The organism is Streptomyces sp. SirexAA-E (genome assembly GCF_000177195.2).
GTDB classification, from domain to species: Bacteria; Actinomycetota; Actinomycetes; order Streptomycetales; family Streptomycetaceae; genus Streptomyces; species Streptomyces flavovirens.
The window spans coordinates 2,108,637-2,134,923 of sequence record NC_015953.1 but is presented as its reverse complement, the minus strand read 5'-3'; the positions used below and the strand labels follow the sequence as shown (position 1 = coordinate 2,134,923).

At 72.7% G+C, this 26,287-nt stretch carries 21 protein-coding genes and 3 tRNA genes; 13 read left to right on the top strand and 11 right to left on the bottom strand.

Features of this window, described 5'->3' with window-relative positions; genetic code table 11:
- Positions 1 to 32: 32 nt before the first annotated feature.
- The 3 genes from SACTE_RS09475 to SACTE_RS09465 all read left to right on the top strand — a co-directional run bounded on the left by SACTE_RS09475 (position 33) and on the right by SACTE_RS09465 (position 4,528).
- The gene (locus SACTE_RS09475; protein ID WP_014045813.1) at positions 33 to 1,292 is read left to right on the top strand and encodes an FAD-dependent oxidoreductase; all 1,260 of its coding nucleotides are present in this window, start codon (positions 33 to 35) and stop codon (positions 1,290 to 1,292) included.
- A 105-nt stretch (positions 1,293 to 1,397) separates the two neighbouring features.
- Complete coding sequence (gene dnaG / locus SACTE_RS09470; RefSeq protein ID WP_014045812.1) at positions 1,398 to 3,305, top strand: DNA primase; 1,908 nt, start codon at positions 1,398 to 1,400, stop codon at positions 3,303 to 3,305.
- A 155-nt stretch (positions 3,306 to 3,460) separates the two neighbouring features.
- Entirely contained in the window at positions 3,461 to 4,528 is a 1,068-nt protein-coding gene (locus SACTE_RS09465; RefSeq protein WP_014045811.1) for an RNA polymerase sigma factor, read from the top strand.
- Positions 4,529 to 4,559: 31 nt separating this feature from the next.
- Here SACTE_RS09465 and SACTE_RS09460 read toward each other — a convergent pair whose 3' ends face one another.
- From SACTE_RS09460 to SACTE_RS09445, 4 genes are all read right to left on the bottom strand, one after another.
- The gene (locus SACTE_RS09460; protein ID WP_014045810.1) at positions 4,560 to 6,479 is read right to left on the bottom strand and encodes an ABC transporter ATP-binding protein; all 1,920 of its coding nucleotides are present in this window, start codon (positions 6,477 to 6,479) and stop codon (positions 4,560 to 4,562) included.
- Positions 6,479 to 8,212: an ABC transporter ATP-binding protein gene (locus SACTE_RS09455; protein WP_014045809.1), complete on the bottom strand. Its 1,734-nt coding sequence runs from the start codon at positions 8,210 to 8,212 to the stop codon at positions 6,479 to 6,481. The genes SACTE_RS09460 and SACTE_RS09455 overlap by 1 nt, the downstream gene beginning before the upstream one ends.
- Positions 8,213 to 8,319: 107 nt before the next feature.
- On the bottom strand, positions 8,320 to 9,765 hold the full coding sequence (locus SACTE_RS09450) for an FGGY family carbohydrate kinase (protein ID WP_019992665.1): 1,446 nt from the start codon (positions 9,763 to 9,765) through the stop codon (positions 8,320 to 8,322).
- A 117-nt stretch (positions 9,766 to 9,882) separates the two neighbouring features.
- On the bottom strand, positions 9,883 to 10,194 hold the full coding sequence (locus tag SACTE_RS09445) for a hypothetical protein (RefSeq protein WP_014045807.1): 312 nt from the start codon (positions 10,192 to 10,194) through the stop codon (positions 9,883 to 9,885).
- 182 nt (positions 10,195 to 10,376) lie between these two features.
- On the opposite strand from SACTE_RS09445, the gene SACTE_RS09440 reads away from it, so the two are divergent.
- The 5 genes from SACTE_RS09440 to SACTE_RS09420 all read left to right on the top strand — a co-directional run bounded on the left by SACTE_RS09440 (position 10,377) and on the right by SACTE_RS09420 (position 13,672).
- Positions 10,377 to 10,449: transfer RNA gene (locus tag SACTE_RS09440), tRNA-Asn, on the top strand.
- Between the two features lie 5 nt (positions 10,450 to 10,454).
- Positions 10,455 to 10,527, top strand: a tRNA-Asn gene (locus SACTE_RS09435).
- 210 nt (positions 10,528 to 10,737) lie between these two features.
- Positions 10,738 to 10,814: transfer RNA gene (locus SACTE_RS09430), tRNA-Ile, on the top strand.
- 146 nt (positions 10,815 to 10,960) lie between these two features.
- A complete protein-coding gene (locus SACTE_RS09425; protein ID WP_014045806.1) occupies positions 10,961 to 12,226 on the top strand; it encodes an MFS transporter in 1,266 nt (421 codons plus the stop codon).
- 336 nt (positions 12,227 to 12,562) lie between these two features.
- Positions 12,563 to 13,672, top strand: coding sequence for an LLM class flavin-dependent oxidoreductase (locus SACTE_RS09420; RefSeq protein ID WP_014045805.1), 1,110 nt, complete (start codon positions 12,563 to 12,565; stop codon positions 13,670 to 13,672).
- Between the two features lie 66 nt (positions 13,673 to 13,738).
- Here SACTE_RS09420 and SACTE_RS09415 read toward each other — a convergent pair whose 3' ends face one another.
- From SACTE_RS09415 to SACTE_RS09405, 3 genes are read right to left on the bottom strand one after another with little or no spacing between them, the layout of a single operon-like run.
- Positions 13,739 to 15,070, bottom strand: coding sequence for a carboxyl transferase domain-containing protein (locus SACTE_RS09415; RefSeq protein WP_014045804.1), 1,332 nt, complete (start codon positions 15,068 to 15,070; stop codon positions 13,739 to 13,741).
- A 19-nt stretch (positions 15,071 to 15,089) separates the two neighbouring features.
- A complete protein-coding gene (locus SACTE_RS09410; protein ID WP_014045803.1) occupies positions 15,090 to 16,547 on the bottom strand; it encodes an acyl-CoA synthetase in 1,458 nt (485 codons plus the stop codon).
- Positions 16,548 to 16,581: 34 nt separating this feature from the next.
- The gene (locus SACTE_RS09405; protein ID WP_014045802.1) at positions 16,582 to 17,793 is read right to left on the bottom strand and encodes a NarK/NasA family nitrate transporter; all 1,212 of its coding nucleotides are present in this window, start codon (positions 17,791 to 17,793) and stop codon (positions 16,582 to 16,584) included.
- A gap of 160 nt (positions 17,794 to 17,953) precedes the next feature.
- On the opposite strand from SACTE_RS09405, the gene SACTE_RS09400 reads away from it, so the two are divergent.
- Complete coding sequence (locus tag SACTE_RS09400) at positions 17,954 to 18,385, top strand: Lrp/AsnC family transcriptional regulator (protein WP_014045801.1); 432 nt, start codon at positions 17,954 to 17,956, stop codon at positions 18,383 to 18,385.
- On the opposite strand, the gene SACTE_RS09395 is transcribed toward SACTE_RS09400, so the two are convergent.
- The 3 genes from SACTE_RS09395 to SACTE_RS09385 form a co-directional block, all read right to left on the bottom strand.
- Positions 18,363 to 19,871, bottom strand: a complete 1,509-nt coding sequence (locus SACTE_RS09395) for a GAF domain-containing protein (protein WP_014045800.1) — start codon at positions 19,869 to 19,871, stop codon at positions 18,363 to 18,365. The two genes, SACTE_RS09400 and SACTE_RS09395, sit on opposite strands and share 23 nt — an antisense overlap.
- Before the next feature lie 17 nt (positions 19,872 to 19,888).
- Positions 19,889 to 20,926 (bottom strand): rod shape-determining protein, encoded by a 1,038-nt coding sequence (locus SACTE_RS09390; protein WP_014045799.1) that lies wholly within the window; start codon positions 20,924 to 20,926, stop codon positions 19,889 to 19,891.
- Between the two features lie 130 nt (positions 20,927 to 21,056).
- Positions 21,057 to 21,629, bottom strand: coding sequence for a hypothetical protein (locus SACTE_RS09385; protein ID WP_014045798.1), 573 nt, complete (start codon positions 21,627 to 21,629; stop codon positions 21,057 to 21,059).
- Positions 21,630 to 21,752: 123 nt separating this feature from the next.
- Here SACTE_RS09385 and SACTE_RS09380 point away from each other — a divergent pair, with 123 nt between their 5' ends.
- Positions 21,753 to 22,439: a hypothetical protein gene (locus SACTE_RS09380; protein ID WP_026358997.1), complete on the top strand. Its 687-nt coding sequence runs from the start codon at positions 21,753 to 21,755 to the stop codon at positions 22,437 to 22,439.
- A gap of 27 nt (positions 22,440 to 22,466) precedes the next feature.
- On the opposite strand, the gene SACTE_RS09375 is transcribed toward SACTE_RS09380, so the two are convergent.
- Positions 22,467 to 22,904, bottom strand: coding sequence for a MarR family transcriptional regulator (locus tag SACTE_RS09375; protein ID WP_014045796.1), 438 nt, complete (start codon positions 22,902 to 22,904; stop codon positions 22,467 to 22,469).
- 113 nt (positions 22,905 to 23,017) lie between these two features.
- On the opposite strand from SACTE_RS09375, the gene SACTE_RS09370 reads away from it, so the two are divergent.
- The 3 genes from SACTE_RS09370 (at position 23,018) to SACTE_RS09360 (ending at position 26,242) form a co-directional block, all read left to right on the top strand.
- Complete coding sequence (locus tag SACTE_RS09370; RefSeq protein ID WP_014045795.1) at positions 23,018 to 24,046, top strand: NADP-dependent oxidoreductase; 1,029 nt, start codon at positions 23,018 to 23,020, stop codon at positions 24,044 to 24,046.
- A gap of 66 nt (positions 24,047 to 24,112) precedes the next feature.
- Complete coding sequence (locus SACTE_RS09365) at positions 24,113 to 24,541, top strand: organic hydroperoxide resistance protein (RefSeq protein ID WP_014045794.1); 429 nt, start codon at positions 24,113 to 24,115, stop codon at positions 24,539 to 24,541.
- Positions 24,542 to 24,724: 183 nt separating this feature from the next.
- A complete protein-coding gene (locus tag SACTE_RS09360) occupies positions 24,725 to 26,242 on the top strand; it encodes an alpha-N-arabinofuranosidase (protein WP_014045793.1) in 1,518 nt (505 codons plus the stop codon).
- Positions 26,243 to 26,287: the final 45 nt, after the last annotated feature.

The window sequence follows — 26,287 nt, the reverse complement described above, 5'->3', positions numbered from 1 at the left end:
CGCCGCGCAGCACAGCACCGAGGAGGCTTCAAGTGGTCGACGCAAACCGGACGTTCGTCATCGTCGGCGGGGGACTGGCAGGGGCGAAGGCGGCCGAGACACTCCGCTCCGAGGGTTTCACGGGCCGCGTGATCCTGATCGGCGACGAGCGCGACCATCCGTACGAACGGCCGCCCCTGTCCAAGGGATACCTGGCCGGGAAGGACGAGCGGGACAGCGCCTTCGTCCACGAGCCGGCCTGGTACGCCCGCGCCGACATCGAACTCCACCTCGGCCAGGTGGTCACCTCCGTCGACCGGGCCGGCCGCTCCGTCCAGCTCGGCGACAACACCGTCGTCCACTACGACAAGCTGCTGCTGGCCACCGGAGCCGAACCCCGCCGCCTCGACATCCCGGGCACCGACCTGGTCGGCGTCCACCACCTGCGCCGGCTCGCCCACGCCGACCGGCTGCGCAACGTGCTGTCCGCCCTCGGCCGCGACAACGGCCACCTCGTGATCGCCGGAGGCGGCTGGATCGGCCTGGAGGTCGCCGCCGCCGCCCGCGGATACGGTGCCGAGGTCACCGTCGTCGAGCCCTCGCCGACCCCGCTGCACCACGTCATCGGCCCCGAGCTGGGCCAGATCTTCACCGATCTGCACACCGCGCACGGCGTCCGCTTCCACTTCGGCGCCCACCTCACCGAGATCACCGGCCAGGACGGCCTGGTCCTCGCCGCCCGCACCGACACCGGCGACGAGCACCCCGCGCACGACGTGCTCGCCGCGATCGGCGCGGCCCCGCGCACCGCGCTCGCCGAGGCCGCCGGGCTCGACATGGCCGCCCCGGAACACGGCGGCGGCGTCGCCGTCGACGCCTCGCTGCGCACCTCGGACCCGCACATCTTCGCCGCCGGGGACCTCGCCTCCGTGGAGCACCCGCTCTTCGGCACCCGGCTCCGGGTCGAGCACTGGGCGAACGCCCTCAACGGCGGACCGGCCGCCGCCCGGGCCATGCTCGGCCAGGAGGTGACGTACGACCGGGTGCCGTACTTCTTCTCCGACCAGTACGACCTGGGGCTGGAGTACTCGGGCTGGGCGCCCCCGGGCTCGTACGACCAGGTCGTCATCCGCGGGGACGCCGGCAAGCGGGAGTTCATCGCGTTCTGGCTGAAGGACCGCCGGGTGCTCGCCGGGATGAACGTCAATGTGTGGGACGTCACCGACGGCATCCAGCAGCTCGTCCGCAGCCGCCGCGAGATCGACCCCCACGCGCTCGGAGACCCCTCGGTGCCGCTGGACTCCCTGGTCTGAGCCCCGGCCGGGACACCGGGGACGCCCGGACCGGCCGGCCGCCCCGGTGGCCGGCCGGTCCGGACGCCCGGCCGGTACCGCCCGGCCAGCCCGTAGACTTCACGCGTGGCAGGCAGGATCAATGACGACGACGTGAAGGCGGTCCGGGACGCGGTCCCGATCGACGCCGTCGTCTCCGAGTACCTCCAACTGCGCAACGCCGGCGGGGGTAACCTCAAGGGCCTGTGCCCCTTCCACGACGAGAAGTCCCCCTCCTTCCAGGTCAGCCCGAGCAAGGGTCTCTTCCACTGCTTCGGGTGCCAGGAGGGCGGCGACACGATCGCCTTCGTGATGAAGATCGACCACCTCACCTTCTCCGAGACGGTCGAACGCCTCGCCGGCCAGGCGGGCATCACCCTGCGGTACGAGGAAGGCGGCTACAACCCCTCCCACCAGCGCGGCGAACGGATCCGGCTGGTCGAGGCGCACAAGATCGCCGCCGACTTCTACCGCGAGCAGCTGAACGGCGCCGAGGCCGAGATCGGCCGCAGGTTCCTCGCGGAGCGCGGCTTCGACCAGGACGCCGCGGCCCACTTCGGCGTCGGCTACAGCCCGGCCGGCTGGGACCACCTCACCCGCTACCTGCGCGGCAAGGGCTTCAGCGACCGTGAGCTCATCTCCTCCGGCCTCTCCCAGGACGGCCGGCGCGGCCCCATCGACCGCTTCCGCGGCCGGCTGATGTGGCCGATCAGCGACACCTCCGGGGACACCGTCGGCTTCGGCGCCCGCAAGCTCCGCGACGACGACAACGGCCCCAAGTACCTCAACACCCCCGAGACCGCGATCTACAAGAAGTCCCAGGTGCTCTACGGCATCGACCTGGCCAAGAAGGACATCGCCAAGGCCAGCCGCGCCGTCGTCGTCGAGGGCTACACCGACGTCATGGCCTGCCACCTGGCCGGGGTCACCACCGCCATCGCCACCTGCGGCACCTCCTTCGGCAACGACCACATCAAGATCCTGCGCCGGCTCCTGATGGACAACGGCAGCGCCCGCGTGATCTTCACCTTCGACGGCGACGCCGCCGGACAGAAGGCCGCGCTGCGCGCGTTCGAGGACGACCAGAAGTTCGCCGCCGAGACGTACATCGCCATCGCCCCGGACAACATGGACCCGTGCGACCTGCGCCTCGCCAAGGGCGACGACGCCGTCCGCGACCTGGTCGAACCCCGCACCCCGCTCTTCGAGTTCGCGCTCCGCCAGATCGTCGGCCGGTACGACCTGGAGACCCCCGCGGGCCGCGCCGCCGCGCTCGACGAGGCGGCGCCCGTCGTCGCCCGGATCAAGAACAGCTCCTCGCAGCACGAGGTCGCCGTCCAGCTGGCCGGACTGCTGGGCATCCTCGACACCCAGTTCGTCGTCAAGCGCGTCGGCCAGCTTGCCCGCTGGGCCCGCGACCGGGGCGAGCGCGGCCCCGCGCCCGGCGGCCCCTCCCGCGGTGGCAGCGGGCAGCACCAGGCGAGCGCCCCGAGGCCGCCCTCGGGCCCCGCGCTCAACCTCCGCAGTCCCGCCCACCGCACCGAACGGGAGCTGCTCAAGCTGGCCCTGCAGAAGCCCGCCCTGGTCGCCCCGGCCTTCGACGCCTACGGGGAGGACGAGTTCACCGCCCCGCCCTACGCGGCGGTGCGCCGCTGCATCGCGGAGGCGGGCGGCGCCGAGCAGGGCCTGGCCGAGACCCGCGACTACCTGGCGGCCGTCCTGGACGCCGCCCCCGACGACACCGTGCGCAACCTGGTCACCGAGCTCGCCGTCGAGGTCTTCCACGGCAAGTCCATCGACGAGACGTACGCCGGCATGCAGCTCGTCCAGGTCCGGCTGCGCGCCGTCGACCGCAGGATCCACGACGTCCAGGGCAGCCTCGCCCGCCTCGGCCACAACGTGGCCCCCGACCACCTCGCCGCCGCGCAGAACGAGGTGTGGGTCCTCCAGCAGTACGCCGAGTCCCTGCGCAGCCACGGAGCAGCGGCGCTCTGAGCGACCGCGGCCGGTCACGCTCCGGCCCCAGAAAGTCACCGCACGCCCCTCGTGGCGGCGATGTGCCGTACGCCACACTGGAGGCCGGTGCTTGACGGCCTCCCGCTGTCGCGGGCGAGGCCGGAAGAGGGTCCGATCACCTGGAGGTCGCCCCCGTGCAGACCCGGACCGTGACGACGACGACCACCCCTGCCCCGGCCGTCCCCGCGCAGAACCGTGCCTCCCGCCACCCGGAGACGCCGGGCGTGCCCGAACCGGTGCTGGAGGAGCCGGCGGACGTCCCCGAGCCGACGGGCCGCCCCGAGACCGGCGGACCGTCGTCCGACCTCTTCCGGCAGTACCTGCGGGAGATCGGCCGGATCCCGTTGCTCGGCGCCGCCGACGAGGTGGAGCTCGCCCGCCGTGTCGAGGCGGGCCTCTTCGCCGAGGAGCGCCTCGCCGCGACCCCCGGCCCCGACACCCGGCTCGCCCAGGACCTGGGCCGGCTCGTCGTCCAGGGCCGGATGGCCGAACGCCGGCTCATCGAGGCCAACCTCCGCCTCGTCGTCTCCGTCGCCAAGCGGTACGCCGGCCGCGGCCTGACCATGCTCGACCTGGTCCAGGAGGGCAACCTCGGACTGATCCGGGCCGTCGAGAAGTTCGACTACACCCGGGGCTACAAGTTCTCCACGTACGCGACCTGGTGGATCCGCCAGGCGATGTCCCGCGCCCTCGCCGACCAGGCCCGCACCATAAGGGTCCCGGTACACGTCGTGGAGCTGATCAACCGGGTCGTCCGGGTGCAGCGCCGCCTGCTCCAGGAGCGCGGCCACGAGCCGAGCGCCGAAGAGGTCGCCGCCCAGCTCGACCTGACGCCCGAACGCGTCGAAACGATCCTGCGCCTCGCCCAGGAGCCCGTCTCGCTGCACGCCCCCGTCGGTGAGGAGGACGACGTGGCCTTCGGCGACCTCATCGAGGACGGCGACGCCCCCTCGCCCGTGGAGTCGGCGGCCTTCCTGCTGCTGCGCGAGCATCTGGAGGCGGTGCTCTCCACCCTCGGCGAACGGGAACGCAAGGTGGTGCAGCTGCGCTACGGCCTGGACGACGGACGCCCCCGCACCCTGGAGGAGATCGGCCGGCTCTTCGGCGTGACCCGCGAACGCATCCGCCAGATCGAGTCCAAGACCCTCGCCAGGCTGCGGGACCACGCCTTCGCCGACCAGCTCCGGGGCTATCTGGACTGACCCCGGAACCGGTCGGCGTACCACGCCCCGGTCAGTCGACCGCGGCCGGCGCCTCGGCGAACTGCGCCGCGTAGAGCCGGGCGTACGCGCCCGTCGCCGCCAGCAGCTCGGCGTGCGTGCCCTGCTCGACGATCGAGCCGTCCTCCATCACCAGGATCACGTCCGCGTCCCGGATGGTGGAGAGCCGGTGGGCGATCACGAAGCTCGTACGGCCGTGCGCGAGGCGGGCCATCGCCTTCTGGATCAGCACCTCGGTCCGGGTGTCCACCGAGCTGGTGGCCTCGTCGAGCACCAGGATCACCGGGTCCGACAGGAACGCCCGGGCGATGGTGATCAGCTGCTTCTCGCCCGCGCTGACCCCGGACCCCTCGTCGTCGAGCACGGTGTCGTAGCCCTCGGGCAGGGTACGGACGAAGCGGTCGGCGTGGGCCGCCTTCGCCGCCTCCTCCACCTCCTCGCGGCTGACCTCGCGCGAGGCGCCGTACGCGATGTTCTCCGCGATCGTGCCGCCGAACAGCCAGGTGTCCTGGAGGACCATGCCTATGCCGGAGCGCAGCCCGTCGCGCGACATCTTCGACACGTCGACGCCGTCCAGGGTGATCCGTCCGCCCGTCACCTCGTAGAACCGCATCAGCAGATTGACCAGCGTCGTCTTGCCGGCGCCGGTCGGACCCACGATCGCCACCGTCTGCCCCGGCTCCACACGCAGCGACAGGTCCTCGATGAGCGGCTTCTCCGGGTCGTACCGGAAGGACACCTTCTCCAGGACGACGCTGCCGCGCAGCTCCTTCGGCCGCTCGGCCTCGACCGGGTCCGGGCCCTGCTCCTCGGCGTCCAGCAGCTCGAAGACGCGCTCGGCCGACGCGACGCCCGACTGGAGCAGGTTGGCCATCGAGGCGACCTGCGTCAGCGGCATCGAGAACTGCCGCGAGTACTGGATGAACGCCTGCACGTCACCGATCGACAGCGCACCCGAGGCCACCCGCAGCCCGCCGACGACCGCGACCAGCACATAGTTCAGGTTGGACACGAACATCATCAGCGGCTGCATGATCCCGCTGTTGAACTGGGCCTTGAAGCCCGCCCGGTACAGCGCGTCGTTCTGCTCGGCGAAGTCCCTCGCGGACTCCTCCTGCCGCCCGAAGACCTTCACCAGGGCGTGGCCGGTGTACATCTCCTCGATGTGCGCGTTGAGCTTGCCCGTCACCTGCCACTGCGCCACGAACTGCGGCTGCGACCGCTTCCCGACCCGCGCCGCCACCAGCGCCGACAGGGGGATCGTGATCAGCGCCACCAGGGCGAGCAGCGGCGAGATCCAGAACATCATGATCAGCACGCCGACGATGGTCAGCAGGGAGTTGACGAGCTGGCCCATCGTCTGCTGGAGCGTCTGCGAGATGTTGTCTATGTCGTTCGTCGCCCGGCTGAGCACCTCGCCGCGCTTCTGCCGGTCGAAGTACGACAGCGGCAGCCGCGCCAGCTTCGACTGGAGATCCTCGCGGAGCTGGAAGACGACCCGGTTGATGATCCGGATCGACACCCGGGACGAGACCAGCATCAGCAGCCCCGCGCCGACGTACACCGCCAGCGTCGCCAGCAGGACGTTGCCCACCGCGTGGAAGTCGATGCCGTCACCGGGCACGAAGTCGACCCCGCTCAGCATGTCGGCGAGCCCGTCGTCGCCCCGCTCACGCAGACCGTCGATGGCCTGGTCCTTCGACGTGCCCTCCGGCATCTGCCGGCCGACGATCCCCGCGAAGATCAGGTCGGTGGCGATGCCGAGGATCTTCGGCCCGACCACCGAGAGCGCCACGCTCAGCGTGCCGGCCCCCAGCATCAGGTACAGCGAGGACCGTTCCTTGCTGAACCGCCCCAGCAGCCGCTTGCCCGACCCCTTGAAGTCCGCCGACCGCTCGGTCGGCCCCATCATCCGTCCGCCCGGCCCTGCCATCAGGCGGCCTCCGCTTCCGTCAGCTGGGAGAGCACGATCTCCCGGTAGGTTTCGTTGCCGTCCATCAGCTCGTGGTGGCTGCCCGCGCCGACGACCCGGCCCTCGTCCAGCACCAGGATCCGGTCTGCGTCACGGATCGTGGACACCCGCTGCGCCACGATCACCACGGTCGCCCCGGCCGTCTCCCGGGACAGCGCGGAGCGCAGCGCGGCGTCCGTCGCGTAGTCCAGGGCCGAGAACGAGTCGTCGAAGAGGTAGATCTCCGGCCGCTGCACCAGCGTCCGCGCGATGGCGAGCCGCTGCCGCTGACCGCCGGAGACATTGGTGCCGCCCTGCGCGATCGGCGCGTCGAGACCGTGCTCCAGCCGCTCCACGAACTCCTTCGCCTGAGCCACCTCCAGGGCGTGCCACAGCTCCTCGTCGGTGGCGTCCGGGTTGCCGTAGCGCAGGTTCGTCGCGACCGTCCCGGAGAAGAGGTACGGCTTCTGCGGGACCAGGCTCACCGACCTCGCCAGCAGGGCCGGGTCCAGCGTCCGCACGTCCCGGCCGCCGACGAGCACGTCGCCGCCCGTCGCGTCGAACAGCCGCGGTACGAGCCCGAGCAGCGTCGACTTCCCGCTGCCCGTCGACCCGATGACCGCGGTCGTCTCGCCGGGCCGAGCCACCAGGTCGACCGACCTCAGCACCGGCTCCTCGGCACCCGGGTAACGGAACTCGGCGCCCCGTATCTCCAGATGGCCGTGGGTGCGCAGCTCGGTGACCGGGTCCTTCGGCGGGACCACGCTCGACTCCGTCTCCAGGACCTCCTGTATGCGCTCGGCGCAGACCTCGGCACGCGGCACCATCATGAACATGAAGGTGGCCATCATCACCGACATGACGATCTGCATCAGATACGCGATGAACGCGGTCAGCGCGCCGATCTCCATCCCGCCGCTGTCGATGCGGTGCGCACCGAACCAGACGACGGCGACGGACGAGACGTTCACCACCGTCATCACGGTCGGGAACATCAGCGCCATCAGCCGGCCGGTCGACAGGGCCACGGCCGTCAGCTCGGTGTTGGCCCCACCGAAACGCTTCTCCTCGTAGTCGTCGCGGACGAACGCGCGGATCACCCGGTTACCGGTGATCTGCTCGCGCAGCACCCGGTTCACCGTGTCCAGCCGCGTCTGCATCGTGCGGAACAGAGGCCGCATCCGCTTCACGATGAGGCTCACCGCGATACCGAGCACCGGCACCACCGCCAGCAGCACCGCCGACAGCTTCACGTCCTGACCCAGCGCCATGACGATGCCGCCGACGCACATGATGGGGGCCGACACCATCAGCGTGAAGGACATCAGCACGAGCATCTGGATCTGCTGGACGTCGTTCGTCGTACGCGTGATCAGCGAAGGCGCGCCGAACCGCCCCACCTCACGCGCCGAGAAGGACTGCACCCGGGAGAAGACCGACGCCCGCACATCGCGTCCGAGCGCGGACGCGGTACGGGCGCCGAAGTACACCGCGCCCACGTTGCAGAGGACCTGGACGACACTGACGGCGATCATCACACCGCCGAACTCCAGGATGTAGCCCGTGTCGCCCTGGACGACACCGTTGTCGATGATGTCCGCGTTGAGGCTGGGCAGATAGAGGCTGGCGCAGGTCTGCAGGAACTGGAGTGCCACCAGCAGCAGGATCGGTCGTCTGTACGGCCCCAGGTAGGTCCGCAGGAGTTTTATGAGCACACGGGTCTCTCGGAGTCGGCGAAGGGCAGAGGCCGATCCATCTTGCGGCACGCCGCACCGCGAGTACCAACGCTTTTCCCCAAACCCGGGTCAAAACCCCGGGTCCGTCAGACCGCGTCCCCGAAGGCCCCCGGGTGGACCTGGTCCCGGGTCGCTCCGTACTGCTGCCGAACGGCCCGGCCCACCGGCAGCTCCTCGCCGGGCTCCAGCACCTGCGCCGCCGCGCCCCGCCACGCGGGGGGAGTCCGCGCGTCGAGCGTGCCCCGCGAGACCCCCAGCGCCCATGCCGCCTGCCGGGCCGCGCCCAGCGCCGCGTACTGCTCGGGCTGCGGCACGACGACCTGCGTACCGAACACCGCGGGGGCCAGGGCCTGTACGGCCGGCAGCTCGGCCGCCGCACCCAGCAGGAAGACCCGCCGCACCTCCACACCCCGGCCGCGCAGCACGTCCAGCGCGTCCGTGAGGGAGCACAGCATGCCCTCGAAGGCGGCCCGCGCCAGATGCTCGGGCTTCATCGACTCGCGCCGCAGCCCGCTCAACGTCCCCGCCGTGTGCGGCAGATGAGGGGTGCGCTCGCCTTCCAGATACGGCAGCAGGACGAGCCCCGAGGCCCCCGGCGTCGACTTCAGCGCCAGTTCCGACAGCTCCTCCAGCCCGTCCAGGCCCAGCATCTCGGCGGTACCGCGCAGCGCGCGCACCGCGTTGGAGGTATGGACGACCGGCAGGTGCATCCCGGTCGCGTCGGCGAACGAGGTGATCATGCCGTGCGGGTCGGCCAGCGCCTCGTGGTGCACGGCCATCACCGAACCCGAGGCGCCCAGCGACACCACCGCGTCGCCGACGGCCACCCCGAGCCCGAAGGCCGCCGCCATGGTCTCGCCGGTGCCCGCCGAGATCAGCAGCCCCTCGGGCGTCGTCCCGGAGGCGTCGGCCGGACCCAGCACCTCGGGCAGCGCCGCCTGGTGGCCGAGCGCGAGTTCCACGAGATCGGGCCGGTAGGAACCGGACCCCGCCGACCAGTAACCGGTGCCGGACGCCGCGCCGCGGTCGGTGGTCCGGCGGGCGGGCCGGCCGAGGAGCTGCCAGACCAGCCAGTCGTGCGGCTGCATGACGGCCGCGACGCGCTGGGCGTGGTCCGGTTCGGTCCGGGCCAGCCAGCGCAGCTTCGCCACGGGCTGGGTGGCCTGCGGTACGGATCCGACGGCCTCGGCCCAGGCCTGCCGGCCACCGAGCCCGTCGACCAGGTCCGCGGCGGCGGCCTGAGCCCGCCGGTCGTTGCCCAGCAGCGCCGGGCGTACGAGATTTCCCTGGTGGTCCAGCGGCACCAGCCCGTGCTGCTGCGCGGACACACCGATGGCCTCCACGCCTTCGAGGAGCCCCCCGGAGGCCGCCTCACCGAGGGAGAGCAGCCACGCCTGCGGGTCCACCTCGGAGGCCTTGGCCTCGACGGGGTGCGCGGCATACCCCTGCCGCAGCACCGCACCGGTGTCCGTGTCGCAGACGACGATGTGTGTGAAGGCGGATGAACTGTCCAAGCCGGCGACTATGCCCATACCCAGATTCTGCCGCACCGGCGGAGCGGTCCGGCACCGGGCGCCCCGCGGGGCGCGTCACAGGCCGCCGGGCCGGGCACCGCACCGGGCGCCCTTCGGCACCCGGCGCGGGCCGGATCAGGTGTTGGTGGTGCCCCAGTCGTCGCCGGCACCGTGGCCGTTGTGCCCACTGCGCTCCCGCAGCGAACGCACCCGGCCGGAGACCGAGGCCGGCACCCTGTCGCCGACCTTCTCACTCACCGAGTGATAGGCCTTGCCGGCGAAGTCCCTGCCGCCCTGCGCCGCGGACTCCGCGGCGTTGCGCACCGCCGGGTTCTCCGACAGCCGCTGGGCGCCCTTCCTCAACTGCTCGTAACGCTCGCGCCCGGCTCGCGTGCCGAGCACGTAACCCAGGGCCACTCCGGCGATGAACGTGAGCCGGTACCGCATGGCTGCCACCCTTCCTTCGCTCTGTGCGACGTGTGCCTGCCCGCCTACCCCGGGACACCCGAGATCACCCCGGGCGATACCGATTGGCGGAGCACCCCCCTGCTTGCGCTAATGTATGTGTCGCAGCGAGCACGCGCCGCCCGGCAGCAGCCAGGGAGGTTCGTTTCGAGGCACCGCAGCAATCCCCTGTAGCTCAATTGGCAGAGCAGCCGGCTGTTAACCGGCAGGTTACTGGTTCGAGTCCAGTCGGGGGAGCGCGATCCCCTGTAGCTCAATTGGCAGAGCATTCGGCTGTTAACCGGAGGGTTACTGGTTCGAGTCCAGTCGGGGGAGCGAGACGGAGAAGGGCCCCTAGGGGCCCTTTTTCGCGTTCCCGGCGACCCCTCCGGTGACTCTTTCGGGGCAATCTCGCAACGGCCGGAACCGGGCAGCACGCAGCGCTGTCTTCATGGTCACGCGAAGCCGACCATCCGCAGCGAGAGATCGTATGACCGGCTATGCTGCGGCAGACGGCGCGCACACTTGTACGCGCCACGCCGAAACGGGGCGGTAGCTCAGCCGGTTAGAGCAGCGGACTCATAATCCGTCGGCCGTGGGTTCGAGTCCCACCCGCCCCACCAACTCGGTCGTCGGCAGAAACGTTACGACCTGTGGCAGAGAAAAGGCCTCCGCTCCGGCGGGGGCCTTTCCGTGTCGTGCCCCGGGTACCGGAGCCGGCCGCCGACCCGGTCGGCGGGGGGCCGGTGGCCGGTCGTTACCATCCCCCGTGACCGAAACAGCCGAAACACGTGTATCCCGCACGCGCATACTCGCCGACCTGACGCCCCTGCGGACCTCGCCCGACTACCGGCGGCTCTGGTTCGGCAACACCGTCTCCTGGATCGGGCAGGGCATGACGGCGCTGGCTGTCTCGCTCCAGGTCTACGACATCACCGGGTCCGCGTTCTCCGTCGGGCTGATCGGTCTCTGCTCGTTCGTGCCGCTGGTGCTCCTCGGGCTGTACAGCGGCGCGATCGCGGACACCGTCGACCGGCGCAAGCTCGGCCTCTACAGCGCCGCCGGGTCGTTCGTCCTCTCCATAGCCCTGGCCGCCGTGGCCTTCGCGGGGATCGAGCACGTCGGGTTCCTCTACGCGGTCGTCGCCCTCCAGGGCGTGTGCTTCGCGCTCAACTCGCCGGCCCGCAGCTCGATGATCGCGCGGCTGCTGCCGGCCGAACAGCTGCCCGCCGCCAACGCCCTCAACGCGATGACCTCCACCACGGGTGGTCTGGTCGGCCCCATGCTCGGCGGCCTCATCGTCGGATGGTGGGGCTACCGGTCCGCGTACACCGTCGACGCCATCACCTTCACCGCCTCCCTGTACGCGATGTGGCGGCTTCCCTCGATGCTTCCCGACCGGAAGACGGGCAAGGGGGCCGAGCGGGCGTCGGTCATGGACGGGCTGCGCTTTCTCGGGACCCGTCCCAATCTGCGGATGACCTTCTTCAGCGACCTGTGCGCCATGGTGCTCGCCCAGCCCCGCGCGCTGTTCCCGGTGGTCGCCGTCCTCTGGTTCGGCGGTGACGCGAAGACGACCGGTCTGCTCGTCGCCGCTCCCGCTCTGGGGGCGCTGCTGGGCAGCGTCTTCTCCGGATGGCTGGGGCGGATCCGGCGGCACGGGCTCGCGGTGCTGATCGCCGTCTGCTGCTGGGGCGCGGCCGTCGCGGTGTTCGGGCTGACCCGGCAGCTCTGGCCCGGGCTCGCCCTGCTGGCCGTCGCCGGGTGTGCCGACTCGATCTCGATGGTCTTCCGCAACACGATGCTCCAGGCCGCCGCTCCGGACGAGATGCGCGGGCGGCTGCAGGGCGTGTTCATCGTCGTCGTGGCGGGCGGCCCGCGCCTCGGCGACCTCATGGCCGGTTCGGTGGCCGATCTGGCGTCCCCGGCCGTCGCCGTGACCGGCGGCGGGATCGCGTGCGTGGTGATCGTCTGTCTGCTGGGCCTGCGCTGGCGCGGGTTCGCCCGCTACGACGCGCGGGACCCGCAGCCGTAGGACGCCGGCGTCCGCGTCCGTACCCCGATACGGCGCTGTCCGGATGGCGGTCGCCCCTTGTCGTCGTGCCCACGACGTCGTCAGGATGCCCGCATGGCCCCAGCACTGGTATCGCGCCGCCACGTGGACCTTCTGCGTGTCTCGACCATGCTCTGTCCGGCCTGCCCGCGCGGCTGTCCGTCCTGCCGCTGACGTGGCGCCGCGCCGGCCTGTGAGGCCGGCCCGCCGACGCCTTCGCGTCCCCGTTCCCCGGATCCACCACCCCCGGTGTACCGCTGCCGACGCGGTCGTACGCCCGCGGGTGCGTTCCCCGTCGCCGTCCTCCGAGGACCCGCCATGTCCGATACGCGTCCCCCGTTCCTGCTGCACTGGTTCCTGCCCACCGGAGGTGACGGCCGGGACCCCGGCGGCGTCACCGCCGTCCAGGGCAGGACCGGCGCGGCCACCCGCCGTCCGGCCGACATCGGCTATCTGTCCCAGGTGGCGCGCGCCGCCGAACAGGCCGGGTTCCATTCGCTGCTGACCCCGGTGGGCCTCGGCTGCGTCGACCCCTGGATCCTGACCGCCGCCCTCACCCAGCACACCGACCGGATCGGCTTCCTGGTCGCCTTCCGGGCCGGGTTCGCCAGCCCGACCCTGCTGGCCCAGCAGGCGGACGCCTTCCGGCGGTTCGCGGGCGGACGGCTCCGGCTCAACGTCGTCACCGGCGGCGACCCGGTCGAACAGCGGGCTTACGGCGACGAGCTGGCCCATGACGCGCGCTACGCCCGCACCGACGAGGTCATGGCGGTCCTGCGCGACCTCCTGGAGGGCAAGCGCGTCGACCACGACGGTGAGCACCTGCGGATCGAGGGCGCCCAGCTCACCGACCCGGCACTCCAGCACCCCGTGCCCCTCTACTTCGGCGGCGCCTCACCGGCCGCCGAGTCCGTGGCCGCCCGCCGGGCCGACGTCCAGCTGCTCTGGGGCGAGCCGCCCGCCGCCCTCGCCGACCGCGTCGGCCGGCTCCGCACCCGGGCCCCCGCCCTCCGCTACGGCCTGCGGCTGCACGTCATCAGCCGCGACACCTCCGCCGAGGCCTGGGCCGAGGCCGACCGGATCCTCGCGGGCATCGACCCGGAGGCCGTCCGGGCCAGCCAGGAACGCTTCGCGCGGATGGACTCCACCGGGCAGGCCCGCATGGCCGCCCTGCACGGCGGGTCCACGGACGCCGCGAAGCTCCAGGTCGCCCCGAACCTCTGGGCCGGTATCGGGCTCGTACGCGAGGGTGCCGGAACCGCCCTCGTCGGCTCGCACGACGAGGTGGCCGAGCGGCTGCACGCCTACCACCGGCTCGGTATCGACGAGTTCATCCTCTCCGGCTATCCGCACCTGGAGGAGGCATACCGGGTCGGTGAGGAGGTCGCCCCCCGGCTGCGCGCGCTGGTGGCGAAGGACGGGGAGTGAGCCGTCGGGCAGGCGCGGTCGCCTCCGCGGGAGCCGCCCCGGAGACCGGCCGGGGCGGCTGACGGGTCAGGGGCCGGGAGAGGGGCCCACCACCGAGCGGGCCACCCCCAGCTCCACCAGGTCCTGGGGACGCAGCCGCAACTGTCCGGCGGTGGTCCGTACGTCCTGCGGCCCCCGTTTCAGGATCGCCGCCGCCAGTTCCGGTGCGATCACCGAGAAGTAACTGTCGGCGGTGACATGGGTGTTGCCCGGGGCGGCGAGCGCGAGCGCGCCGCCCGAGCCGCCCTCGCCGATGACGAGGCTCGTCACCGGCACCCGGGCGGAGGCCACCGCCCCGAAGACCTCGGCGATGGCCGCGCCCGCGCCCGTACGCTCCGCCTCGGCGTCGTTGGCCGCGCCGGGGGTGTCGATCAGGGTGAGCACCGGCAGGCCCAGCCGGTCCGCGAGCCGGATCACCCGGGCCGCGGTGCGGTAGCCGGCCGGGAGGGTCGCGGTGCCGCACTGGGCCGCGTACGCCACCGGCTGCCCGGCGCGCAGGCCGACCCCGCAGAGCATGCCCGGATCGACACCCCCGCAGCGGTCGCCGCGCAGCTCCAGCCGGTCGTCGAAGTAGGCGTCCAGATAGGCCCCGGCCCGCGGCCGCCCCGCAGCCCTGGCCCGCTCCACCGCGTCCCAGCCGGACTCCGGCAGCCCGGTGGCCGACAGCGCGTCCGGCACCGGAGCCGGCCGCGCCGGGCCCGTCACCGTGAGCGCGGCCAGCCAGCGGCCCAGCGTCCGGCCGAGCTCCTCCGGAGCCACCACCGCGTCGACCTGGCCGGCCGCCAACTGCCCCTCGGCGGTGTACGCGAACGGGTCGGCGCCCGCCGGACGCACCCGGGACCCGGCGAACCCGATCTGCGCCCCGGGCAGTGCCAGGACCACGTCGGCGCCCGCCCCCAGGGTCGCCCAGCCGCCGCCGGTCGCCGGGTCCCGCAGGACCGCGATCTGCGGCAGCCCCGCCGCCCGCAGCCGGGCCGAGGCCCCGGCCACCCGCTGGAGCTGTATCAGCGCGATCATGCCTTCCTGCATCCGGCTGCCGCCGGTGGCGACGAGCGAGACGAGCGGCAGCCGGCGTTCCGCGGCCAGCGTGTACGCGGCCTCCAGCCGGTCCCCGCTGCGGCGGCCCAACGAGCCGCCCAGGAAGCCGAATTCGAAGGCCACCAGCACGCAGTCCAGCCCGCCGACCCGGCCCGTGCCGTACAGGACGGACTCCGCCTCGCCGGTCCGCGCCGCCGCGCGCTCCCGCGAGGCCCCGTAGCCGTCCCAGCCGAGCGGGCCGTCACCCGCCTCCGGTGCGCCGGGCGGACGGTGCTCGGTGAAGGCATCGGTGACGGCGGCGATCGCGTCCCGGGCCGGCATACGGACACCGCCGGGGCCCTCAGACACCGAGCGCCCGCTTCATGATCTTGCCCAGGTCGTTGCGGGGCAGGGCGTCGAGCAGCCGGACCACGCGCGGGCGCTTGTGCGGGGCCAGCAGCCCCGCCACATGGTCAGCCAGCTCCCGCTCACCGGGCGGTGACCCGGCGTCGGCCGGCACCACCCAGGCCACGATCCGCTCACCCAGATCCGGGTCCGGCTCCCCGGTGACGGCCGCCTCGCGCACCCCGGGGTGCTCCAGCAGCGCGTTCTCGATCTCGCCCGCGCCGATCTTGTAACCACCGCTCTTGATGAGGTCGGTGGCCTTGCGCCCGACGATCCGCACATAACCGTCCGGGTCGAGTGTCGCCATGTCGCCCGTACGGAAGAAGCCGTCCTCGGTGAAGGCGGCGGCCGTCGCGTCGGGCCGGTTCAGATAGCCGGTGAAGAGGTTCGGGCCGCGCACCTGGATCTCGCCGAGGGCCCCGGCACCCTCCAGGACGCCGCCGTCCTCCTCGACGAGCCGCAGCTCGACCCCGGCCAGCGGCGGACCGACGGTCCCGGCGCGCGGTACGCCGTCGGCCCGTACCCCGGTGTTCATCAGGGTCTCCGTCATCCCGTACCGCTCGACGACCCGGCGCCCGGTGGCGGCGGCGATCCGCTCGTGGTCGTGGACCGGCAGCGCCGCCGACCCCGACACCAGCAGCCGGGCGCCCGCCAGCGCCTTCCGCAGCTCCCCGGCGCCGTCCGGCCCGTCCAGCGCCCCGGCCAGCCGGTGGTACATCGTCGGTACGCCGAAGAGCATCGTGGCCCCCGACAGCAGCTCCCGGGCCACACCCTCCGGGGAGAACCGGCCGAGGTGGCGCACCGAGCCGCCCCGGCGCAGGGGGCCGAGGATCCCCAGGACCAGGCCGTGCACGTGGAACAGCGGCAGGGCGTGGACCAGCACGTCGTCGCCGGTCCACCGCCAGGCGTCCTGGAGCGCGTCCAGCGAGGCGGCGATCGCCCGGCGCGGCAGCACCGCGCCCTTGGGCGGGCCCGTGGTGCCGGAGGTGTAGACGACCAGCGCGGGGGACTCGGCGGGAGGCTCCGCGAAGCCGGTGCCCCACGCCCGGGCGGCGGTGTCCACGTCGAGGCGCTCCACCCCGTCCAGCGCGGCCGGCAACTCCTCGCCGGCCCCGGCCAGCACCAGCGAGGGGGAGCTGTCGGCGAGGATGTGCGCGAGCTCCCGCGCGCCGGTCCTCGGATTCAGCGGTACGGCCGGTACGCCGGCCCGGAGCGCCGCCACCACCGCGACCACCGTCCCGGCGGTGGGCGTGGCCCAGACGGCCACCCGCCCCGCCCCCGCGATCCGGGCGGCCAGGGCGGCGGAGGCGCCCGCCAACTCGGCGTAGGTCAGGGTGTGTTCACCGAACCGGACGGCCTCCGGGGAGTCCGTGCGGTCGGACGTCTCATGCAGTGCGGGCAGTAGAGAGGTCACCCGACGAAGCCTAAGGGCTGCCCCGCGGCCGGTGTCAGCCCTCGCCCCGGACGGTCCGCATCCGGCCGAACGCGTAGACGCAGCCGGCCAGCGCCAGGTCGGACAGCAGCATGAAGCCGATCGAGTACGAGTCCTTGGCGCTGTAGATCGCGCCCATCACCAGCGGCGGCACGAAGCCGCCGAGGCCGCCCATCGCGCCGACGATGCCCGTCACACTGCCCACCTGGGCCTGCGGCGTGACCTGCGAGACCAGAGCGAAGACGCTGCCGCTCGCGGTGCCGAGTCCCGCCGCCATGCAGAGCAGCGCGATCGTGCCGAGCGGGTTCAGCGGCGGGTCGAACGCCTGGACGATCGCCGTCAGCGCGGCCAGCAGCAGTGCCGCCGCCGTCACCAGGGCCGGGTGCATCCGGTCCGAGAGCCAGCCTCCGATCGGCCGGAAAATGACCGTGACCAGCGCGAATCCCGCCGCCTTGGTGCCCGCCTCGGTGGGTGACATCGCGTACCAGGTCTTCAGGTACGTCGGCAGATAGACCCCGAACGCCACGATGCCGCCGAAGCCGATCGCGTACAGCGCGGACAGCTCCCAGGTGACCCGCAGCCGGCCCGCCTGACCGAGCCGGTGGGCGAGCGACTGCGTCGGCACCTTCCGGTCCGGGCGGTCGGTGATCAGGACGGCCGCCAGCAGCGAGTACACCACCAGGGCGGCGGCGACGATCCAGAACGGCAGGTCCTGGCCGTGCTTCGCGATCCTGGGCGTGAAGTACCCCGACAGCGCGACCCCGCCCATGCCCATCCCGAACACACCGAGCGCGAGGCCCCGTTTCGCCGGCGGGAACCACGAGTTGACCAGCGGGATGCCGATCGCGAACGTCGTCCCGCCCAGGCCCAGCAGGAAGCCCACGGCGAGCATCGCCCCGAAGGAGTTCTTCGCCGGGATCAGCAGCAGCACCGGCACGATCGTCAGTGCCGACACCGCCGGGAACATCAGCCGGGCCCCGAACCTGTCGGTCAGCGCGCCCGCCGGGATACGGCCCAGCGAGCCCACCAGCACCGGTACGGCGACCAGCAGCGACTGCTGGAACGAGCTGAGCCCCAGCCGGTCCTTGAAGTCCCCGGACAACGGGGAGACCAGGTTCCACGCCCAGAAGGTGAGCGCGAAACCGACCGTGGCCATGACCAGGTTGCGGTAGGCGGCCGACGGCGGGGTCCCGCCCGGCGCTGGGGTCTGCTCGCTCGCGGTGTGCACACGGCAAGTCAAGGGTCCCGCCGGACCGGCGGCCCGCCGGATTACTCCATTCGGGCCGCCCCGGCTTCGCTCAGGCGGCCCTAGGACCCGGCGGCCCCACCAGGCCCCGGGCAGCGCCTTCCGGCAGCCGTTCCCGGCCGTCCGCTGCGACAATCGGGGCATGGACCGTCTGGACAGAGAGATCCTCGCCATCCTCCAGGAGGACGCCCGGATCTCGTACCGCGATCTGGGCGTACGCGTCGGGCTCAGCGCCAACGCGGCGGGCGACCGCGTACGCCGCATGCGCCAGGAGGGGGTGATCCGCGGCTTCACGGCCGTCATCGACCCGGCCGCCGACACCCGGACCGGCCTCGTCGTCTTCATCGACGTCTCGCTGCGTCTCGACACCACCGACGAGCAGTTCGAGCGCGCGGTGCTGACCCTGCCCGGCATCACCGAGGTGGTGCACGTGACGGGGGGCCACGACTACCTCGTACGGGCCACCGCCGCCGACACCGGTCCCCTGGACGCGCTGCTGCGCCGGCTGAAGAAGGACGCGGGCGTCGCCCACTCCACCACCCGGATCGCGCTCAGAGCGGCGCCTGCCAGATGACGGTCGGCGACCGGGCGCCGCTCTCGGTGCGCCCGTCGTCGGCGACCACCAGCCGTACCGCGTCCCTCCCGTCGGGCAGCCGCGCCGTCGCGTCCACCTCCACCTCGACGGCCGAGACCTCCGCCCGCCGGTGCGCGGTGGCCAGCGCCCCGCGCAGCACCGCGAGCAGCTGCTCGGCCAGATGGTCCGGGACCAGGGCGTCCACCGCCCCCGTGAAGTGCACCGACGGCTGGAAACCGAGCACCCCGGCCGCGCCGCCCGTCTCGCGCAGCACCCGGCCCCGGAAGGTGGCGGGCGCGTCGGCCGGCGGCTGCTGCAACGCGAAGATCGCCGTGCGGACCTCCTGGATGGTGGAGTCCAGCTCGTCGACGGCCCGGGTGAGCAGGTCCGCCGTGGCGCCGTCCCCAGAGGAGTCCTTGCGCCGGGTGGACTCCAGCATCATCTCCGTCGCGAACAGCCGCTGGACGACGAGGTCGTGCAGGTCACGGGCGATCCGGTCGCGGTCCTCGTAGACCGCGAGCTGCTCCCGGTACTTCTGGGCGTCCGCCATCACCATGGCCAGTGCGGCCTGTGAGGCGAACTGTGAGGCGAGCTGCCGCTCCGCCTCGGTGTAGAGGCGCTCGCCGCGCCTCCGGGGCAGGGCGAGCGTGCCGATGAGCCGCCCGCCGCTCTGCAGCGGCAGCATCATGCTCGGCCCGAACCGGGAGCGCACATGGGTCGTCATCCGCGGATCGGTCGCCGAGTCGTCGAGGAAGACCCCTTCGCCGCCGAGCAGCTGGACCAGGACCGGGGCGCCGGGCTCGATGACGGTGCCCACCAGGCCCGCCGGGTCGTCGCGGGTGGAGGCGGCGACGATCTCCATCCCGCCGTCGGCGGTCGGCTGGAGGACCACCCCGGCCGCCGCGCCGGCGAGCACCCTGGCCCGCTCGGCGACGGTCATCAGCGCGTCCGTCGTACCGGTGCCCCTCAGCAGCGCCCGGGTGACGGCGGCGGCCCCCTCGATCCAGTGCGCCCGCTGCCGGGCCGCCTCGTAGAGGTGGGCGCCGCCGATCGCCGCGCCCGCCTGGGAGGCCAGCAGCCGCAGCAGCGCCAGATCCGTGTCGGTGAAGTCGCCCCCCGCCCGCTTCCCGGTGACACAGAGGCTGCCGAGCACCTCGTCACGCACCTGGACGGGGGCTCCCGCGAACGTACGCATCCGCGGGTGCCCGGCGGGGACCCCGCAGGAGCGGGGGTCGGCCGTCAGATCGTGCAGGCGCAGCGGCCGGGGGTCGTCGGCGAGGGCGCCGACGACCCCCGCGTGGGTCTCGGGCAGCTCCGCGAGCTCCCGGCGCTCGGCCTCGGTCAGGCCGCTGGTGAACAGATCGGTGACCCGGCGCAGGTCCCGGTCCAGAAGGGTCAGCGCGCCGTGGCGGGCCCCGGCCAGCGCCGTGGCGGTGTCCACGATGTGCTGGAGAATCGTCCGCAGATCGAGACCGCGCGCGGCCACGGCGAGCCCGGTGGCCGTCAGCCCGCGAGCGGGTTGAGTACCAGCGGCTGGATCTTGCCGTCCAGCATGGCCCCGAGCCCGAGCACCGCGCAGACGTCGGGCCGCTCGGCGATGTGGACCGGGACGCCGGTCGCGTCGCGCAGCATCTCGTCCAGGCCGGGGAGCAGGGCGCTGCCGCCGACCATCGTGATCCCGGAGTCGGCGATGTCGGCCACCAGGTCGGGCGGGCAGTCGCGCAGCACCTTGCCCAGTCCGTCCAGCACCGCGGTGAGCGGGGCGTGGATCGCCTGCCGTACGGCGGCGGTGTCGACCTGCACGGTACGGGCCAGCCCGGTGGCCACGTCACGGCCGTGGATGTCGGTGACCGCGGGGCCGCCCGGTGTCAGGCCGCCCCCGCTGAGGGCCAGCTGGAGCGGTCGCACGGACTGGCTGGGCAGCATCAGCTGGTGGTGCTGGCGCAGGTACTGGATCACCGCGTGGTCGATGGCCTCGCCGCCGATCGGGATGCGGACGGCCGTCACGATCGAGCCCAGCGAGAGCACCGCGATCTGGGTGGTGGCCGCGCCGCACACCATGATCATGGTCGCGGTCGGCTGCTCCACCGGCATACCGCAGCCGACCGCGGCGGCGATCAGGGTGTCCACCAGCTCCACCCGGCGCGCCCCGAGCCCGACGAGGGTCTCCACGGTGGCGCGCTGGGCCAGCGGGTCGCTCTCGTGCGGGGTGCAGGCGGCGGCGCGCAGCCGGGGCTTGCGGCGCAGCTGGCGGCGGAGCTTCTCGCCGAGGAGGTGGCGCAGCATGCGCTGGGCCATGTCGATGTCGACGACCGTCCCGCCGGAGACCGGCCGGGCCACCCGGATGTAGCCCGGGGTACGGCCGGTCATCTGTTCGGCCAGTGTGCCGACGGCGATGAGCGAGCCGGTGCGCGTGTTCACGGCGGCGACGCTGGGTTCGTCGACGACGAGGCCCAGTCCCTTGATGTACACACGGGTCCTGGCGGCCCCGAGGTCGACGGCGAGATGGCAACGGCGCAACTGATCGAGGCTGACGGTCACGGCAGGTTCTCCCGGAGCGCGGACGGGGCACCGGCGGCAGCCGGTCTTCCTGGCATCGTCCCGCCGGGCCCCGGGCGGCGCGCGCTGGATGAGCCGTCGGGGGGACCCGGAACTGACGGCCCGACAGGTGTCAGACGCGGCCGGGGAGCAGCCGTTGGAGCAGCCCCCAGGTGAACTCCGCGATCCAGGGACGGTGGTCGGACGGGTCGGTGAAGGCCAGGGCCCAGCGGGTCGGCGCGCTGCCCTCCATCGGGCGGGCCGGCGCGAAGGCGCGGGCCACCTCGTCCACGGTGCACGACCAGGGGAGCAGGTCGCCGGCCGTCCGCAGGTCGGGGGCGGGGGCTCCCGGGGCGCGGACCAGCCACTCGTTCCACACGGCCCCGCCGGGGCCGGCCATCACCTCGAAGCGGAGGTCCGGCCAGAGCGGCAGCCGCCAGAGCAGCGCGTCGCACTCCAGGTCGCCGACCGCGCGGCGTACGGAGGACTCGGGCTCGCCCAGCACCGAGCGGTAGCGGCGCAGCGCACCACGGCCGCGCGGGGCCCGGGCCATCGCCTGCCAGCGGCGGTTGGCCTCCCTCATCTCGGCGAGCGTGGCGCTCAGTTCGTGGCGGGCGTCCTCGACCAGGTCCGGCTGGTGGTCGGCCATCCGGCGCAGCAGGACGAGCTGGAATTCGAGCGGCCCGAACGGGGCGGGAGCGGTCATGGCACCCATCCTGCCGCGTCTGCCGCTTATCGGACGGAGAGCTCCGGAAACCGGGCTTCCACACAGGATCCTCACCTGCGCGGCTTCCTCGAACGTTCCCCGCGCGTCTAGTCTGCGGGCGACATGGACTACTGCCAGCCGTGCCGACGGCACCTCAACGGCGCCCTGGCGTGTGCCGGTTGCGGTACGCCCGCCGAGGCGCTGACCCCCTTCACCGCTCCTGTGGAACCGGGTCCCGACGATCCCGGACCCGCCGGTGGGAGCGACCTGCCCGCCGACCCGGCGCGGCGGCGCGGGCGGGGGCGCCGGGGGCACCGGCGGCGCGGACGCGGGATGCTGCTGGCGGCGGCCGGGGTCGTGCTGGCCCTCGGGGCGCTGAGCCTGGCCGAGCTGGCGACCGAGGCCGGGCACGAGGACGGCGCCGCCGACTACGTCACCGACGCGACGGGACCCACCACCGGGGCCGAGCCGGGTCCCTCGACAAGCCCCGGACCCGCGGGCCCGGGGCCCGTGGACCAGCCCACCACCGCTCCCGCGACGGCCTCGCGCTCCGGCGGGCCCTCGGCCACCGCGTCGCCGACCCCGACGGAGCCCGAGCCGTCCGGTTCCGCCTCCTCGAAGGCGGCGTCCGACCCGGCGGACACCTCACCCTCCGCGACCCCGGGCCCGGACGACAGCGGTACCCCCGCCGAGCCGACCGGCCCCGCTCCGAGTGACAGCCCGACGCGGCCGGACCCTCCGGAGGAGGAGCCCACCCCCACTCCGTCCCCCACCGAGACCTGCACCCACTGGCTCTGGTTCTGCACCTGAGCCGGACGGGGCACGGCCGAGGCGTCCTCAGACGTCCGGGTCCGTGCCCAGCATCCGGCGCAGCAGATCGCGCAGGAGGGTGCGCTCGGCCTCGGTGAGCTCGGCGAGCGGCTCCCGGGCGAAGTCCAGCGCGTCCCGCAGCTGCCGGGCCGTGCGGACGCCCTCGTCGGTGGCGGCGGCCAGCTTGACCCGCCGGTCGGCCGGGTCCGGACGGCGTTCCACCAGGCCGCGGAGCTCCAGCCGGTCGACGATGCCGGTGACGTTGGAGGGCTCGCACTTCAGCCGGCGGGCGATCCGGCGCATGGGCATCGGTTCGAGGGACAGGAGACCCAGAACCCTGGCCTGCGCACCGGTCAGCGCGTGCGCGGCCGCGGCCCGGTCGTACTCCTCGTGGTAGCGGGCCACGACGTCACCGATCAGTTCTATGACGTCCAGGGTCAGCGGGTCCGTGCGCGAGGTGGCCATGACACACAGGGTACCCAATTACTTGACAACGTGAAATATTCAGGCGCATGGTTGTTTCAGGTAATGAAGCATTTCGCTTCCCGTCCGCGAGACATCGAGGAGACCCCCCGCCCATGTCTGCAGCACTTCCCACCTCCGGCCGCGAATGGCACCTCGTCGCACGCCCGCAGGGCTGGCCCGAGGCCTCGGACTTCGCGCTGCGCGAGGCGCCGGTGAACGAACCCGGCCAGGGCCGCGTCCTCGTGCGCAACCTGTACTTCTCGGTCGACCCCTACATGCGCGGCCGGATGAACGACGTGAAGTCGTACACCCCGCCCTTCGAGCTCGACCGGCCCATGGACGGCGGCGCGGTCGGCGAGGTCATCGCCTCGAACGCCGACGGGATCGCCGTCGGTGACCACGTGCTGCACGGCAAGGGCTGGCGCGAGTACGCGGAGGTCCCCGCCGAGCACGCGGTGAAGGTCGACGCCTCGATCGCCCCGCTCTCCGCCTACCTCGGTGTCCTCGGCATGACGGGACTCACCGCCTACGCCGGGCTGTTCGACGTCGCCTCCTTCAAGGAGGGCGACGCCGTCTTCGTCTCCGGCGCGGCCGGCGCGGTCGGCAGCCAGGTCGGCCAGATGGCGAAGCTCAAGGGTGCCTCCCGGGTCATCGGCTCCGCGGGCTCCGACGAGAAGGTCAAGCTCCTCACCGAGGAGTACGGCTTCGACGCGGCCTTCAACTACAAGAACGGCCCCGTCAAGGACCAGCTCGCCGAGGCCGCCCCCGACGGCATCGACGTCTACTTCGACAACGTCGGCGGGGAGCACCTGGAGGCCGCGATCTCCTCGTTCAACGTGCACGGGCGCGCCACCATCTGCGGCATGATCGCGCAGTACAACTCCACCGAGCCCACCCCCGCCCCGCGCAACCTCGCCCTGGTCATCGGCAAGCGGCTGCGCCTCCAGGGCATGCTCGTCGGCGACCACTCGGCGCTCCAGCCGCAGTTCGTCGACGAGGTCGCCGGCTGGCTGTCCTCCGGCGCGCTCAAGTACCGCGAGACCAAGGTCGAGGGCATCGAGAAGGGCTTCGACGCGTTCCTCGGCCTGCTGCGCGGCGAGAACACGGGGAAGATGATCGTCTCCCTCGACGCCGACCGCTAGGCTCGGTCCCAGGCCGTCGCGGTCGTGGGCGCGAGTCGCGGCGCATCAGCAGGAGGAGTCACCCGTATGACCATCCAGAGCATCGACGTCGCCTACACCGCCGTCGCCACCGCTGAGAACGGCCGTGACGGCCGCGTCTCCTCCGACGACGGCAAGCTCGACGTCGTCGTCAACCCGCCGAAGGAGATGGGCGGCAGCGGTGCCGGCACCAATCCCGAGCAGCTCTTCGCGGCGGGCTACAGCGCCTGCTTCCAGGGCGCTCTCGGCGTGGTCGCCCGTAAGGAGAAGGCGGACATCACCGGTTCGACGGTGACCGCGGCCGTCTCCATCGGCAAGACCGAGGCCGGCGGCTTCGGCCTTGCGGTGGCGATCACCGCCTCCATCCCGAACGTGGACCAGGACACCGCGCGGTCGCTGGTCGAGAAGGCGCACCAGGTGTGCCCGTACTCGAACGCCACCCGCGGCAACATCACGGTGGACCTGTCGGTCGTCTGATCCGGCACCCCGCACGTCCGAGGGCCGCATCCCGTCACCGGGGTGCGGCCCTCCGCCGTGCGCCGGTGTGTGTGCGGGGCATTGACGCCGGGTGAGGCGGGACTCTACGGTCCGTTCGAAGTTGCGATCAGTATTCGATATTTCGAACCGAGCATGTGTAGGCAGTCGACCCGTGAGGAAGCCATGACCCGCACCGCGCGCTTCACCCTTGACCCGGCCTTCACCGTCGGCGAGGTGAACCCCCGGCTCTTCGGATCCTTCGTCGAACACCTCGGCCGCTGCGTCTACGACGGCGTTTACGAGCCGGGCCACCCCTCGGCCGACGAGGCAGGGCTGCGTACCGACGTCCTGGACCTGATCCGCGAACTCGGTGTCACCACCATCCGCTACCCCGGCGGCAACTTCGTCTCCGGCTACCGCTGGGAGGACGGCGTCGGGCCCGCCGACGAGCGCCCGCGCCGTCTCGACCTGGCCTGGCGCTCCACGGAGACCAACCGCTTCGGTCTGTCCGAGTACATCGGCTTCCTCCGGAAGATCGGCCCGCAGGCCGAACCGATGCTCGCCGTCAACCTGGGCACCCGGGGCGTCGAGGAGGCCGTCCGGCTCCAGGAGTACGCCAACCACCCGGCCGGCACCGAGCTCTCCGACCTCCGGGCCGCGCACGGCGACAAGGACCCCTTCGGGATCCGGCTCTGGTGCCTGGGCAACGAGATGGACGGTCCCTGGCAGACCGGCCACAAGACCGCCGAGGAGTACGGCCGCCTCGCCGCCGAGACCGCCCGTGCGATGCGCCAGATCGACCCGTCCGTCGAACTCGTGGCCTGCGGCTCCTCCAGCCGCGCCATGCCGACCTTCGCCGCGTGGGAGGCCACGGTGCTCGCCGAGACCTACGACCTCGTCGACCACGTATCCCTGCACGCCTACTACGAGGAGACCGACGGCGACCGCGACTCCTTCCTCGCCTCAGCCGTGGACATGGAGTCGTTCATCGAGAGCGTCGTCGCCACCTGCGACCACGTCGGGGCCCGCCTGAAGTCACCGAAGAAGATCAACCTCTCCTTCGACGAGTGGAACGTCTGGTACCAGGTCCGCTTCCAGCAGGAGACCCGGGAGAACCCGCTGGACTGGCCCGAGGCGCCGCGTCTGCTGGAGGACAACTACAGCGTGACGGACGCCGTGGTCTTCGGCAGCCTCCTGATCGCCCTGCTGCGGCACGCGGACCGGGTGACCGTGGCCTGTCTGGCACAGCTGGTCAACGTGATCGCCCCGATCATGACGGAGCCGGGCGGGCCCGCCTGGCGGCAGACCACCTTCCACCCCTTCGCCCAGGCCGCCCGCCACGGCCGGGGCGAGGTGCTGGACGTACGGGTGGACTCGCCCACGTACACCACGGCCAGGTACGGCGAGACGGACCTGCTGCACGCCACGGCGGTACGGGACCCGGAGACGGGCGTGGTGACCGTCTTCGCCGTCAACCGCGGTCAGGACACCGCCCTGCCGCTCGAAGTCGGCCTGCGGGGTCTGGAGCTGGGCACGGTCGCCGAGCACCAGGTGCTGGCCGACGCCGATCCGGAGGCCCGCAACACCCTGGCCGAACCGGACCGGGTGACGCCGCGCCCGGCCGCGGGCACCGTGCTGGAGGACGGCACGCTCAAGGCCGTCCTGGAGCCGATGTCCTGGAACATGATCCGACTGGTCTGACACGGCGCGGACGCGCGAGAGCGGCGCTCCTGGAAAGAAGCGCCG

What these genes read in the sequence shown, in the direction of transcription:
- SACTE_RS09460 (WP_014045810.1), bottom strand. Translation starts at nt 6,479, where the DNA reads ATGGCAGGGCCGGGCGGACGGATGATGGGGCCGACCGAGCGGTCGGCG.
- SACTE_RS09450 (WP_019992665.1), bottom strand. Translation starts at nt 9,765, where the DNA reads ATGGGCATAGTCGCCGGCTTGGACAGTTCATCCGCCTTCACACACATC.
- SACTE_RS09445 (WP_014045807.1), bottom strand. Translation starts at nt 10,194, where the DNA reads ATGCGGTACCGGCTCACGTTCATCGCCGGAGTGGCCCTGGGTTACGTG.
- SACTE_RS09420 (WP_014045805.1), top strand. Translation starts at nt 12,563, where the DNA reads ATGTCCGATACGCGTCCCCCGTTCCTGCTGCACTGGTTCCTGCCCACC.
- SACTE_RS09415 (WP_014045804.1), bottom strand. Translation starts at nt 15,070, where the DNA reads ATGCCGGCCCGGGACGCGATCGCCGCCGTCACCGATGCCTTCACCGAG.
- SACTE_RS09400 (WP_014045801.1), top strand. Translation starts at nt 17,954, where the DNA reads ATGGACCGTCTGGACAGAGAGATCCTCGCCATCCTCCAGGAGGACGCC.
- SACTE_RS09385 (WP_014045798.1), bottom strand. Translation starts at nt 21,629, where the DNA reads ATGACCGCTCCCGCCCCGTTCGGGCCGCTCGAATTCCAGCTCGTCCTG.
- SACTE_RS09380 (WP_026358997.1), top strand. Translation starts at nt 21,753, where the DNA reads ATGGACTACTGCCAGCCGTGCCGACGGCACCTCAACGGCGCCCTGGCG.
- SACTE_RS09375 (WP_014045796.1), bottom strand. Translation starts at nt 22,904, where the DNA reads ATGGCCACCTCGCGCACGGACCCGCTGACCCTGGACGTCATAGAACTG.
- SACTE_RS09370 (WP_014045795.1), top strand. Translation starts at nt 23,018, where the DNA reads ATGTCTGCAGCACTTCCCACCTCCGGCCGCGAATGGCACCTCGTCGCA.
- SACTE_RS09365 (WP_014045794.1), top strand. Translation starts at nt 24,113, where the DNA reads ATGACCATCCAGAGCATCGACGTCGCCTACACCGCCGTCGCCACCGCT.
- SACTE_RS09360 (WP_014045793.1), top strand. Translation starts at nt 24,725, where the DNA reads ATGACCCGCACCGCGCGCTTCACCCTTGACCCGGCCTTCACCGTCGGC.